Source organism: Amycolatopsis sp. NPDC003865 (assembly GCF_053605345.1).
The window spans coordinates 763,198-775,219 of sequence record NZ_JBSGJA010000001.1; the positions used below are offsets into that span (position 1 = coordinate 763,198).

Consider the following 12,022-nt stretch of genomic DNA (forward strand, 5'->3'; position numbering starts at 1 on the left):
GCGACGAAAGGTGAGCACGTCATGACGAGTTCCCTCCGATTCACCACAACGGCGGTCATCGCGATCGGCGCCCTTCTCTCCTGCACGGGCACGGCCCTCGCGGCGTCCCCGGCACTGTCGGTCGACCCGGCCACCGGCTTGAACGACGGCCAAGCCGTATCGGTTTCCGCAAGCGGTTTCCCCGCCGGCGAGGCGGTCACCGTATTGCAGTGCGCGAACAGCGAGACCGACATCGCCTGCGACACGGCGAACCAAGGCACCAGCACCACCGATGACACCGGCACGGCAGTCGCCGGCTACACCGTCCACTCCGGCTTCGACGGCGTGAACCCCCTCACGGGCGCCTCATCGGGGCCGGTCGACTGCACGACGGAGCCGGGCTGCTCCCTGATCGCCCTGGACAGCAGTTTCAACTACGCCAGCGCGGCAATCAGCTTCGGTTGAGCCGGTGCGGTCTGCGTGAGTCATCGCCGAGCTCCGAAGGATTCACGCAGACCGCGCTTCCCGCCGCTGCCGTTATCGCACCGAAACAATCCTTTCCGGCGCTGAACAACAGCCTTGGGGTCTTGCATATGACGGTCAAGCCGATGCGTATGTACTGGTGGCGCTTGGAAAACAGTCCGAAGCGGAACTTCGGCGACGAGATCAGCCAATACCTCGTGCGGGAGATATTCGGCCGCACGTGCGAATGGGCGTCACCCCACTCGTGCGAGATCGTCGCGGCTGGATCGATCATCGAGCTGGCGCTCGGCACGAAGTTCGCCAACCGGCCTGCGCTGTGGGGTGCGGGCTTCATGCGCGAAGAGGACGACCTCATCACCGACCAGGACTTCGCGGTGGCCGCGGTGCGCGGCACCCGGTCCCGGGAGCGGCTGGAGAGCGGCCGCGCCGGTGTGACGGTCGGCGATCCCGGCCTCCTGGCCGACGCCCTGCTCGAAGCGACACCACCCAAGAAGTACCTGCTGGGCGTGGTCCCCCACTTCCTGGACGCGGAGGTCGCCGAACTGGGCTGGATTCGCGCGCAGGCCGGGGTGCGCGTCATCGACGCGACCGCCGACCCTCGCCGGGTCGTCGAAGAGATCGCCTCTTGCGAAACGGTCCTGTCGTCCAGCTTGCACGGCCTGATCGTGGCCGACTCACTGGGTGTGCCGAACGGGCACCTCCGATTGAGCACCAACCAGTTCATCGGCGGGATGTACAAGTTCCGGGACTACTACTCGGCGTTCGCCGACCCCGATCGACATTTCCTGGTCTCAACGGGCCGGCTTCTCGCGATGGGCGTCCCGGCGGTGGCCGAGCACATCCGGGAGCACTACCGACCTCCGCTCGATCTCCCGTCGCTCAAAGAAAACTTGATCAAGGCCTTCCCGGCTTCCTAGCTGAAGTCGCTCAGCCAAGTCCTCGCGGTGGCGAGATACTGCCGGGCCAGGCCGGTGTTGGTCGCCCACACTTCGAATCCGTGCGGGGCGCCGGGCACGACGTGCACCGTTGTCTCGACACCCGCGGCGCGGAGTCGCCGAGCGTATTCGACGTCTTCGTCGTGGAAAAGGTCGATGTCGCCGACACCGATCCAGGTCGGCGGCAGTCCGGCCAGGCTTTCCCGCCGACCAGGTGCCGAGTAGAGCGGCACTACGTCGGCTCCTGGCTCCACGCCGAGATAGGAGCGCCAGCCGAAGCGATTCAGGCGGTTGTCCCAGACACGGTGGCGCACCCCGTCGAGGTCGCGGCGGGCCGCGGTGCGATCGTCGAGCATCGGACAGAACAACCATTGCGCCAGCGGTGATTCTCCCGCGTCACAGAGACGCTGGACCAGTGCTGCCGCGAGCCCACCGCCCGCGCTTTGTCCGCCGACAGCGATTCGCTCGGGGTCTGCTGCGTGGTCACGCGCCCACGCCCAAGCGGCGTAACAGTCTTCGAGCGCCGCCGGGTACGGCGCGTCCGGTGCCAGGCGGTACTCGACCGACACCACGGTGCCCCCGAACTCCCGCACCGTCTCCACGCAGAACCGTTCGTCCTGGATCGCGGACCCGATGACGAGGCCGCCGCCGTGGACCCACACCAGCGTCAGGTCGGACCGCTGCTCGCGCAGGCGATAGACCCGCCGGCCAGGACCGACTTCCACGTCGACGTCGTGAGCTTCGACCGGTTTCATCCGAGTCGTTGCGGCGCGGACGAGCCGCAGCGCCCATGCCCGCTCCAACGGCAGGCGCGGCATCCGGCGAACCGCCCCACGGAGCTCGGGCGCCACTGTGGAGAGTTTCATTGGGCCGACCAGCCACCGTCGGACGGCAGCACGGCCCCGTTGACATTCACGCCGTCGTCGCTGAGCAGAAAGGTGATCGACGCGGCCAGCTGCTCGGCTGTGGCGATCGGCGGGATGAGACCGGCGAATCGGCCGATGGCAACGAACGCGGCCAAGACCAGCAGCACGACGTTCACCGGCAGCACCTTCGCCTCCTTGCGTTTCACGTGCACGAGGATGGCGCCGGCCTGGAGGACGACCAGCCCGGTCGCCGCCAACGGGGTCAGCACGGCCGCGACGCCGAGCGCCCACGGCAAGACCAAACCGAGGGCGGCGAGGATCTCCGCCGCACCGATACCCTTGACCGCCACCTCCGAGAAGTTCGCCGCCCAGCCCATGTTCGGGTTCGCCAGCAGCTTTTCCCGCCTCGTCGCAAGCTTCATCGCACCAGCGGCGAGGTACACGACCACCAGCAGTCCGGCGACGATCCACAGCACGACGTTCACGGCAACCTCCGGTCAATCAGGTGGTTGAACGTTATATCACTTTGCGGTGTTGCTGTCAGTCGATCGCACAGCACCAGATCGTACTGCCTTGACGTGACTCAGATCGGGCTGTTAAGCAGGTGCACAGCATTTGCGTTGACTTAAGCGCTAGACCGCGGACCCGGACAACCACGACGATCGGAGGCTCCGGATGGCCGAAAGGTTCGCCGGCAAAGTCGCTTTCATCACCGGCATCGCTCAAGGCCAAGGGCGTAGCCACGCGATCCGCCTCGCCGAAGAGGGCGCCGACATCATCGGTGTGGACAGCTGCGAGCAGTTCGAGACGGTGCCCTACCCGCTGCCGTCGGAGGCCGGCCTGCAGGAAACGGTCAAGGAGGTCGAGGCTCGCGGTCGCCGCATCGTCGCGCGCAAAGTCGACGTCCGCGACCTCGATCTCTTGCAGCGAGCCTACGACGACGGCGTCGCCGAACTAGGGCCGGTGACGATCGTCGTCGCGAACGCCGGCATCGGTCCCGGCGGCGTCACCCCGCCCGATCGGCAGTGGGACGACGTTGTCGGCATCAACCTCAAGGGCGTCTGGAACACCATCCGAGTCTCCCTCGACCCGATGATCGAGAACGGCAACGGCGGTTCGATCATCCTGACCAGCTCGACCGGCGGGCTGATCGGCAACTCGGTGAACTGGCCGGGCATGATCGCCTACACGGCCGCCAAGCACGGCGTTCTCGGTCTGCTGCACAGCTACGCCAACATCGGCGCGCCACACTTCATCCGGGTCAACAGCATCGCACCCACCACCGTCGACACGCCCATGACCACCGGCTTGGACGAGGTCGTGGCGGCGATGCCCGAGCTCAAGAGCGCTCTCGAGAACGCGATGCCGGTGTTCAAGGTCCAGCCGGGCGACATCTCGAACGCCGTGGTGTGGCTGGCCTCGGACGACTCCCGCTACGTCACCGGCACCGTCATCCCGGTCGACGCCGGGATGATCGTCAAGCATTGAGAGGATGCCCGAAATTGAGCGACACGATCATTCCGGTCTTCGATCCGTCCACCGAGGAGCAGATCGGTGAGGTCGCCGACTCCGGCCGTGCAGTCGTCGACGTCGCCGTCGCTCGCGCACGGGAGACTTTCGACTCCGGTGTCTGGCGCAAGCTACCGGCGACCGAACGCGCGGAGGTGCTGTTCAAGGCAGCGCGGATCATCAAGGAACGCACCGACGAAATCGCGGCGATCGAAGCCCGCGACAACGGCATGAACGCCACCGCCGCGCGCCACATCATCGCCGTGTCCTACGACATGCTGATGTACTACGCCGGCTGGGTCGGCAAAGTTCACGGAGAGTCCTACGACACCGTCTCCAACGGCCTGCTCGGCACCTACGAGCACTACCACAACTACACGCAGCTGGAACCGATCGGCGTCGTCGGCCTCATCATCCCCTGGAACGGCCCGTTCTTCGTCGCGATGCTCAAGGTCGCCCCCGCACTCGCGGCCGGGTGCAGCGCCGTCCTCAAACCCGCCGAGGAGACGCCGCTCAGCGCGCTGGAACTGGAGGGCATCTTCCGCGAGGCCGGCCTGCCCGACGGCGTCCTCAACGTCATCACCGGCTACGGCGAGACCACCGGCGCGGCGCTGGCCGCGCACCCGGACGTCGACAAGATCTCGTTCACGGGATCGACCGAAGTCGGCAAGCAGATCGTCAAGGCGTCGGCGGGCAACCTCAAGAAGCTGACGCTCGAGCTCGGCGGCAAGTCGCCGCTGATCATGTTCGACGACGCCGACCTCGACAAGGCGATCGTCGGCGCCGGCATGGGCGTGCTCGCCGGGTCGGGCCAGAACTGCTCCTGTACCTCCCGGATGTATGTCCAGCGCGGCATCTACGACCAGGTCGTCGAGAGGTTGGCCGGCTTCGCGCAGATGCTGCCCATGGGGGGCAGCGACGAGCCCGACTCGATCCTCGGTCCGTTGATCAGCGAGAAACAACGCCAACGGGTACTGGGCATCCTCGACGACGGCATCGCCGAGGGGGCGCAGGTCGTGACCGGGGGCAAAGTGCTGGACCGCAAGGGCTACTTCGTCGAGGCGACGATCGTCACCGGCACCACGCCAGACATGCGCCTGATCAAGGAAGAGATCTTCGGGCCGGTCGGTTGCGTCATCCCGTTCGACGACGAAGGCGAAGTGCTCGCCGCCGCGAACGACACGGAGTACGGACTGGCCGGCTCGATCTGGACCCGGGACATCAACCGTGCGCACCGGGTCGTGAACGCGCTCGACGCCGGGCAGATCTGGGTCAACTGCGCGCTGGGCGCCGACCCGGCGATGCCGATCCCGCCGCACAAGCAATCCGGGTACGGCGGCGAACGTGGCTGGAAGGGCATCGAGGCCTACCTCACCACCAAGGCGGTCTACGTCAGCCACAGTGCCTGACGTCCTCGGTACACGACGGGTTCCGGACGAGGATCCCCCCGCGGATCCGGCAACTAGGATCGGGCGGGCAGGGAGCACAGTGGACACCCGTCACGTGGAGGTACACCGGGATGGCAGCACAGCGCCGGGTTGCGGCGCCCGACGCGAAGAACCACGACGTCCTGCTCGACGCGGCCGAGCGGCTCATGCTCGAAGAGGGCTACGCGGCCGTGACCTCGCGACGGGTCGCGGAGAAGGCCGGCCTCAAGTCGCAGCTGGTGCACTACTACTTCCGCACGATGGACGATCTGTTCCTGGCCATGTTCCGCCGGCGCGCCGAGGAAGGCTTGCGGCACCAGCAAGAGTTGCTCGACTCCGATCGGCCACTGCAGGCCCTGTGGCAGTTCAACACCGAGAGCGAGAGCACGTCGTTCACCATGGAGATCGCGTCCCTCGCCCACCACCGCGAGAAGATCCGCACCGAAGTGCGCCGTTACTCCGAGCGGTTCCGCACCGCGCAACTGGAGGTGGCCTCGGCGGCCATGGAGCGCTACCGGGTGCCGCGAGACGTCTGCACTCCCGCCGCCCTGGTTGTGATGATGACCGCGGCCGCCCGGATCATGGCCATGGAGGAGAACCTCGGCTTCTCCCAGGGACACCCGGAGACCGCGGCTTACATGGAGCGATACGTGCGACAGCTCGAGAGCTTCGCCATCCAGCCGTAAAAGTGCACGCACTGCATTAAATCTCTCCCTGCATCTATGCAGTGACTGCACTTTAAGTTACCGTCTCGACATCCCACCACGTGACTCCCGACACGAGGACGTGCCGATGACGACTCCCCGAGAACAGGCCGAGGCCCCGCCCAACGACGCCTCGGTGACGATGCGGCGTGCCTTGCCCGACGACTTCGTGCAGCGCGGCAAGTGCCCGTTCGACCCCCCACCGGCCCTGCTCGCCCGCCGCGAGCAGGCCGCCCTGCAACGGCTGGACCTGATGAACGGCGCTTCGGCTTGGCTGGTCACCGGCCTCGACGAAGCCCGCGCGATCATGGCCGACCCCCGCTTCAGCGCCGACCGGATCCGCTTCCCGGACGCCGGCAGCCTGACCCCGCAGCAGGTCGCAGAACGGGCCGCCGGCGGCGTGCCCGACCTGGCCGCGACCGAGCGCACCGACGGGACCTTCCTGTTCATGGACCCGCCCGAGCACACTCGGTTGCGGCGGTTGTTGAGCGGCCAGTTCACCGTGCGCCGGATGCGGGCGCTCGAGGAACACATCCGCGAGATCGCCGTGGAACGCATCGACGCCATGCTGCAAGCGGGCACCGAAGCCGATCTCGTACCGGCCTACGCACAGCCCATCCCGTCGCAGGTCATCTGCGAGCTGCTCGGCGTCGACTACGGCGACCGCGCGCAATTCCAGGAGAGCTCGGCCACCGTGCTGAACACCAGCATCTCCGACGACGAGCGCGCGCAAGCCGCGATCCGGCTGTACGCCTTCATCACCGACCTGATCAACGCCAAGCGCGCCGACCCGGGCAACGACATCATCTCCGGGCTCGTCCACGATCCCGAGGCAGGGCTGACCGACGCCCAGCTGATCGACCTGGCGATGCTGGTGCTGGGTGCCGGCCACGAGACGACGGCCAACATGCTCGCGCTGAGCACTTTCGCCCTGCTGGAGAACCCCGAGCAACTGGCCGCGCTGCGCGCTGATCCGTCCCTGCTCGACGGGGCGATCGAAGAGCTGTTGCGATACCTGACCATCGTCCAGCTCGGGTTGACCCGGGTGGCCACCGAAGACGTCACGATCGCCGGGGTGGACATCGCTGCCGGCACCACCGTGGTCATCGGGGCACCGGTCGCCAACCGCGATCCCCGGCACTGGGACGCCCCCGACCGGCTCGACGTGCGTCGGCCCCGCGTCCCGCACCTCGCCTTCGGGCACGGCATCCACCAGTGCATGGGCCAGCAACTCGCCCGCGTGGAGATGAAGGTCGGGCTCCACGAGCTGATCAGCCGGCTGCCGAACCTGCGGCTGGCCGTTCCCGCCGACCAGGTCCCACTGCGCGACGAGATGGTCATCTTCGGTGTTCACGCGCTGCCCGTCACCTGGTCCTGACGGCTTGCGCCCGTAGACTCTCGTGCCGTCCGGACCGCCCGGGCACCCGACCCCGGCGAAGAGGAGAACCACCACCGTGACTCACGCGGATGCGGCGGCGACGCCGGCGGTTCCCGGGCGGCGCGAGCGCAAAAAGGCCGCCACCTACGCCGCTTTGCTGGCGGGCGCCCGGCGATTGGTGCTGCGCGACGGCGTCGACGGCATCACCATCGAGCAGATCGCCGCCGAGGCCGACATCGCCGGTCGCACGTTCTTCAACTACTTCGCCAGCCGGGAGGAGGCGATCCTCGCCCCACTGGCCGCCGGCGCCCGAGCGCTCATCGCCGAGTTCCGTTCCCGGCCGGCCGCCGAGTCGGTGCTCCAAGCCCTTCGCAAGGCGGCGCTGGTGGTGCTGCAAGCCGACACCGCGGAGCGCGATTCGGTGGAAGCGCTGCAGCTCATCGTGCAAGCGCCGTCGCTGACCGCGCAGCGGCTGGCGTTGTTCGCCGCGCAGGAAGAAGCCCTGGCGGCCGCCATCGCGGAACGCGTCGCCGCCTGCCCGCACCCCGGCCGGGGCGCACCGGGAACGCGCTACCCGGTGCTGTGCGCCGCGACGGTGCTTACTGCCCTGCGTCTCGTGCTGCAGGACTGCGCCGGCCAGCCGGTCGGCGAAAGCCCGTTCATGGGCCGGCTCCGCGCTCAGATCGGCGAAGTGATCACCGAACTCGAAGCCGGTCTCGACTGGCCCGGCAACCCTTCACAGGAACAGATCACCGGTTAGCCGGTCTTCGGCGACGTCGCCATCGCGGTATCCCGACAGATCGGTGATCCCGTGCGCCCGCAGGACGTCGTCGTCGATGAAGCACTCTCCCGACGCGGTACCGGTCAGCACCAGGTGCGCGGCGTCGGCGACGATCTCCGGCGACCTCGCACCCCGCACGCCTTCGTCGCCGCCGAGGAGGTTCTTCACCGCCGCCGTTCCGATCAAGGTCCGCGGCCACAGGCAGTTCGCGGCGATCCCCCGGTCCCGGTACTGCTCGGCCAGCCCGAGGGTCAGCATCGTCATCGCGTACTTGCTCACCGTGTACGGCGCATGCGCGCCGAGCCAGCGCGGGTCGGGATTCAGCGGAGGCGACAGCGTGAGCACGCGCGGATCCGGCGATTCGAGCAGGTGCGGCAAAGCCGCCGAGATGAGCACGAAGGTGCCACGGGCATTGATGTCGAGCATCAGGTCATACCGCTTCGGCGCGAGCTCGCCGAAGCCGGCGAGCGCGATGGCGGAGGCGTTGTTGACGACGATGTCGATGCCGCCGAACCGGTCGACGGTCCGCGCCACCGCCTCGGCCACGCCGTCTTCGCTACGGATGTCGCCGACGACGGGCAGCGCCTGTCCGCCGGCCGCTTCGATCTCGGCGGCGGCCGTGTGGATCGTGCCGGGCAGCCGCGGGTCGGGCTTGTCGGTCTTGGCGATGAACGCCACGTTCGCGCCGTCACGGGCCGCGCGCACGGCGATCGCCAGGCCGATGCCGCGGCTGCCGCCGGACATCAGGATGGTACGGCCGGAGAGGGTGGGGGACATCGACGTCCTTCCAGTCGGGATCAGGGGTGCTTCGGCAGTCCGAGGCCGCGCTCGGCGATCTGGGTCCGGAGCACCTCGTTGGCGCCGCCGGCGATCGTGTAGGCCCGCGAGTAGAGGTGCGCGTCCTGCCACCAGCCACCCGCGATCGCCCCGGGATCGCCTTCGACGGCGAGCCCGTCAGTGCCTTGGAGCCGGACACCGCAAGCCGTCAGGTCGTGGTTCAGCTCGCTGAAGAAGATCTTGCCGAGCAAAGCGTCCACCGGTTGCTCGGTCCCACGCAGCATCCGTGACTGGGCCAGACCGTTCATCGCGGCGTTGACGTGGGTTCGGGTGGCCAGTTCCCCGATAGTCTGGCGCGTCGCGGAATCGCCGAAAACCGAACGCTCCCCGGCGAGGTCGAGCAAATCGTCGAGCGCGGCGAACAGCTCGACCCCCCGCGCCGCGACCCCCGAGCGCTCGTGGCCGAGGCTACTCATCGCGACCTGCCAGCCGCCGTTCTCCTCGCCGATCACATCGGCCGCCGGGATCCGCACGCCGTCGAGGAAGACCTCGTTGAAGTCGGTGGTCCCGGTGATCTCCCGCAGCGGCCGGACCTCCACCCCGGGGGCACGCATGTCCACCGCGAACGCCGTGATGCCACGGTGTTTCGGCGCGGTGGGGTCGGTTCGGGCGAGCAGGTAGCCGAGATCCGCGTACTGGCCGTTGGTCGTCCACACCTTCTGCCCGTCGACGACGAAGCAGTCGCCGTCGCGGCGCGCGCGGGTTTGCAGGGCGGCCAAGTCGCTGCCCGCCCCGGGTTCGCTGAACAGCTGACACCAGATGTCCGCGCCGCTGCGGATCCGCGGCAGGAAGCGCTCGCGCTGGTCGTCGGTACCGAAGTCGATCACCGCCGACGCCGCGAGCGGCGCGGCGCCGATGGGCAGCCACGTCCGCGCGCGGGCGATCTCCTCGGCGACCACGAACGGCTCGAGCGGGTGGGCATCCGGGCGTCCGCCGTACTCGGCAGGCCACGTGATGCCGAGGAAGCCGGCGTCGTACAGCTTGCGGGTCCACGCGCGGAGCGCCGGGACCAGGTCGGGTGCGGGGGCGCGAACCCCGGCGTGCGCCTTGCGTCCGGGCGCGTGTTCGGAGACGAAGGACCGTACTTTCCGCCGGAAGGCTTCGAGTTCGGGTGAGGGCTCCAGCCGCATCCATGCTCCCGTGAAGAGTCGACTCAACTACCGTAACCGTGGCTCACGATAGCCAAATACTCGACCGCGAATCTAAAAGAGGATACCTTAATCACGTGGACTACGAGCTCAGCGAAGAGCAAGCGATGGTGCGGGACGCGGCTCGGGAGCTGCTCACCGACCACGCGCCCGCCCGTGCGCAGACGACGGGGGACGACGTCGACCCGGTGCTCTGGGCGCTGACGGTCGCGCAAGGCTGGCCCGGTCTGGCGGTGCCGGTCGAGTTCGGCGGCTCCGGCCTCGGGCTCGTCGAACTTACCTTGCTGGCCGAGGAGATCGGCCGCGCCGTGACGCGCGGGCCCTTCGTCTCCACGGCCCTCGTCGGGCTCGCGCTCGCCCGAACCGGTTCGCCGTCTTTGCGGGCCGAGACGCTCCCGGCACTGGCTGCCGGCACCGCGTGGGCCACTTGGGCCTTCGCCGAACCCGGCTCGCCGTGGACACCGGACGGCGTCCGGTCCACCACCGCCCGCGGCGACGGGGACGACGTGGTTGTCGACGGTGTCAAGACCGCCGTACCGGACGCCGGTGGAGCGCACTGGTTGCTCGTCACCGCGCGCGAGGGCGACGGAGTCGCCTCGTTCCTGGTCGACCGCGACACACCCGGGGTCTCGGTCCGGCGGCAAAACGTGGTGGACCTGACTCGCGCGTTCTACGAGGTACGGCTGGACGGTGTCCGGGTGCCGTCGCGGCGTCGGCTCGTCGCGGAGCCGGCCGACCTGCGGCGCCTTCTGGACGACGCGGCCGTCTTAACGGCGGCCGACACCCTGGGCGCACTGGACCGGCTGCTCGCCATGACCGTCGACCACCTGCGGGTGCGGGTCCAGTTCGACCGCCCTCTCGGCTCCTTCCAGGCCCTCAAGCACAAGTGCGCGACGATGGCGATGGCCGTGCACGGCATCCGCGCCGCCACCTACCACGCCGCGATGACCGCGGACGCCGGCAGCCCGGACGCGGAGCGAGCGGCGTGCGTTGCTGCGTCGTACTCGAGCGCCGCCGCTGGTGAAGTTGCCGGGGAGGCCCTGCAGCTGCACGGCGGGATCGGGTTCACCTGGGAGCACGATCTGCACCTGTACCTGCGTCGCGCGCAGACCGACGCCGTGCTCCACGGGGACGCCGCGCTGCACCGGGACCGGCTGTGCGACCTGATCCGGCCGGGGCGTGTGCCGGCCTGAGTGAGGAGGACGAACGATGGAGATCAAGGGCAGGAAGGCCGTGGTGGTCGGCGGCGCGTCCGGGATGGGGCGGGCCAGCGCCGAACTCCTGGCCGCGCGCGGAGCCGACGTCGTGGTGCTCGACCGGCCGGAATCGGACGGAGCCGACGTCGCGACCGCGATCGGTGGCCGGTTCCACGCCACCGACGTCACCGACTTCGCCGGTACCGAGGCAGCCCTGGCCGCCGCGGTCGCGGACCTCGGGGGTCTGCACGTCGCGGTAACGACCGCGGGCGGCGGTGTCGCGCGCCGCACGCTCGGGAAGGAGGGGCCACACGACCTCGAGACCTTCCGGCGGGTGCTCGACCTCAACGCAGTCGCGACGTTCAACATCAGCCGGCTCGCCGCGGCGCACATGAGCCGCAACGAGCCCGACGCTCCCGACGGGGAGCGCGGAGTCGTGGTCAACACCGCCTCCATCGCGGCGTTCGAGGGCCAGATCGGGCAGGTCGCCTACAGCGCGGCGAAGGCGGCGATCGCCGGCATGTGCCTGACAATGGCTCGGGACCTGGGGTCGCTGGGGATCCGGGTGCTGGCGATCGCGCCCAGCCTGTTCGAAACCGGAGCGGTAGCCAAGATCGACCCCGAGGTGAAGTCCGCGCTGGTGAAGGATGCCGCGTTCCCGAAACGCATGGGACGGCCGGAGGAATACGCGAAGCTCGTGCTGGCCATCGTCGACAACCCGATGCTCAACGGCCAGTGCCTGCGTCTTGACGCGGGGCAGCGGTTCGCCCCCCGGTGAA

General features: G+C 68.8%; 12 protein-coding genes and 1 pseudogene. 9 read left to right on the forward strand and 4 right to left on the reverse strand.

Translation table 11 applies throughout. The features are described from left to right. Nucleotides 1-21 precede the first annotated feature (21 nt). Nucleotides 22-444, forward strand: a complete 423-nt coding sequence (locus tag ACWEVP_RS03325) for an enediyne antibiotic chromoprotein (RefSeq protein WP_452061013.1) — start codon at nt 22-24, stop codon at nt 442-444. Then, nucleotides 441-1,379: a polysaccharide pyruvyl transferase family protein gene (locus ACWEVP_RS03330; protein ID WP_452061014.1), complete on the forward strand. Its 939-nt coding sequence runs from the start codon at nt 441-443 to the stop codon at nt 1,377-1,379. The genes ACWEVP_RS03325 and ACWEVP_RS03330 overlap by 4 nt, the downstream gene beginning before the upstream one ends. Here the strand turns inward: ACWEVP_RS03330 and ACWEVP_RS03335 are convergent. Both ACWEVP_RS03335 and ACWEVP_RS03340 read right to left on the reverse strand, forming a co-directional pair. Continuing rightward, entirely contained in the window at nt 1,376-2,248 is an 873-nt protein-coding gene (locus ACWEVP_RS03335; protein ID WP_452061015.1) for an alpha/beta hydrolase, read from the reverse strand. The two genes, ACWEVP_RS03330 and ACWEVP_RS03335, sit on opposite strands and share 4 nt — an antisense overlap. A 134-nt stretch (nt 2,249-2,382) precedes the next feature. Continuing rightward, a pseudogene (locus ACWEVP_RS03340) lies at nt 2,383-2,748 on the reverse strand (DoxX family protein); the annotation flags it as partial. Nucleotides 2,749-2,938: 190 nt separating this feature from the next. On the opposite strand from ACWEVP_RS03340, the gene ACWEVP_RS03345 reads away from it, so the two are divergent. From ACWEVP_RS03345 to ACWEVP_RS03365, 5 genes are all read left to right on the forward strand, one after another. Then, nucleotides 2,939-3,751 (forward strand): mycofactocin-coupled SDR family oxidoreductase, encoded by an 813-nt coding sequence (locus ACWEVP_RS03345; protein ID WP_452061016.1) that lies wholly within the window; start codon nt 2,939-2,941, stop codon nt 3,749-3,751. 14 nt (nt 3,752-3,765) lie between these two features. Further along, nucleotides 3,766-5,181, forward strand: a complete 1,416-nt coding sequence (locus ACWEVP_RS03350; protein ID WP_452061017.1) for an aldehyde dehydrogenase family protein — start codon at nt 3,766-3,768, stop codon at nt 5,179-5,181. A gap of 110 nt (nt 5,182-5,291) precedes the next feature. Beyond that, on the forward strand, nt 5,292-5,885 hold the full coding sequence (locus ACWEVP_RS03355; RefSeq protein ID WP_452061018.1) for a TetR/AcrR family transcriptional regulator: 594 nt from the start codon (nt 5,292-5,294) through the stop codon (nt 5,883-5,885). Between the two features lie 106 nt (nt 5,886-5,991). Continuing rightward, a complete protein-coding gene (locus ACWEVP_RS03360; protein WP_452061019.1) occupies nt 5,992-7,281 on the forward strand; it encodes a cytochrome P450 in 1,290 nt (429 codons plus the stop codon). 76 nt (nt 7,282-7,357) lie between these two features. Then, a complete protein-coding gene (locus ACWEVP_RS03365; protein ID WP_452061020.1) occupies nt 7,358-8,041 on the forward strand; it encodes a TetR/AcrR family transcriptional regulator in 684 nt (227 codons plus the stop codon). Here ACWEVP_RS03365 and ACWEVP_RS03370 read toward each other — a convergent pair. Both ACWEVP_RS03370 and ACWEVP_RS03375 read right to left on the reverse strand, forming a co-directional pair. Then, nucleotides 8,018-8,839: an SDR family oxidoreductase gene (locus tag ACWEVP_RS03370; protein ID WP_452061021.1), complete on the reverse strand. Its 822-nt coding sequence runs from the start codon at nt 8,837-8,839 to the stop codon at nt 8,018-8,020. The genes ACWEVP_RS03365 and ACWEVP_RS03370 overlap by 24 nt on opposite strands. A 20-nt stretch (nt 8,840-8,859) precedes the next feature. After that, complete coding sequence (locus ACWEVP_RS03375) at nt 8,860-10,029, reverse strand: acyl-CoA dehydrogenase family protein (protein ID WP_452061022.1); 1,170 nt, start codon at nt 10,027-10,029, stop codon at nt 8,860-8,862. 95 nt (nt 10,030-10,124) lie between these two features. On the opposite strand from ACWEVP_RS03375, the gene ACWEVP_RS03380 reads away from it, so the two are divergent. Beyond that, nucleotides 10,125-11,240 carry an acyl-CoA dehydrogenase family protein gene (locus ACWEVP_RS03380; protein ID WP_452061023.1) on the forward strand — a complete coding sequence of 372 codons (1,116 nt, stop codon included), beginning with the start codon at nt 10,125-10,127 and terminating at the stop codon, nt 11,238-11,240. 16 nt (nt 11,241-11,256) lie between these two features. Next, nucleotides 11,257-12,021, forward strand: a complete 765-nt coding sequence (locus ACWEVP_RS03385; RefSeq protein ID WP_452061024.1) for an SDR family NAD(P)-dependent oxidoreductase — start codon at nt 11,257-11,259, stop codon at nt 12,019-12,021. The last annotated feature ends 1 nt before the right edge of the window (nt 12,022 follow it).

Excerpts from the sequence above, each read along its gene's own strand:
- ACWEVP_RS03325 (WP_452061013.1), top strand. The coding sequence starts at position 22 with ATGACGAGTTCCCTCCGATTCACCACAACGGCGGTCATCGCGATCGGC.
- ACWEVP_RS03345 (WP_452061016.1), top strand. The coding sequence starts at position 2,939 with ATGGCCGAAAGGTTCGCCGGCAAAGTCGCTTTCATCACCGGCATCGCT.
- ACWEVP_RS03355 (WP_452061018.1), top strand. The coding sequence starts at position 5,292 with ATGGCAGCACAGCGCCGGGTTGCGGCGCCCGACGCGAAGAACCACGAC.
- ACWEVP_RS03360 (WP_452061019.1), top strand. The coding sequence starts at position 5,992 with ATGACGACTCCCCGAGAACAGGCCGAGGCCCCGCCCAACGACGCCTCG.
- ACWEVP_RS03370 (WP_452061021.1), bottom strand. The coding sequence starts at position 8,839 with ATGTCCCCCACCCTCTCCGGCCGTACCATCCTGATGTCCGGCGGCAGC.
- ACWEVP_RS03375 (WP_452061022.1), bottom strand. The coding sequence starts at position 10,029 with ATGCGGCTGGAGCCCTCACCCGAACTCGAAGCCTTCCGGCGGAAAGTA.
- ACWEVP_RS03385 (WP_452061024.1), top strand. The coding sequence starts at position 11,257 with ATGGAGATCAAGGGCAGGAAGGCCGTGGTGGTCGGCGGCGCGTCCGGG.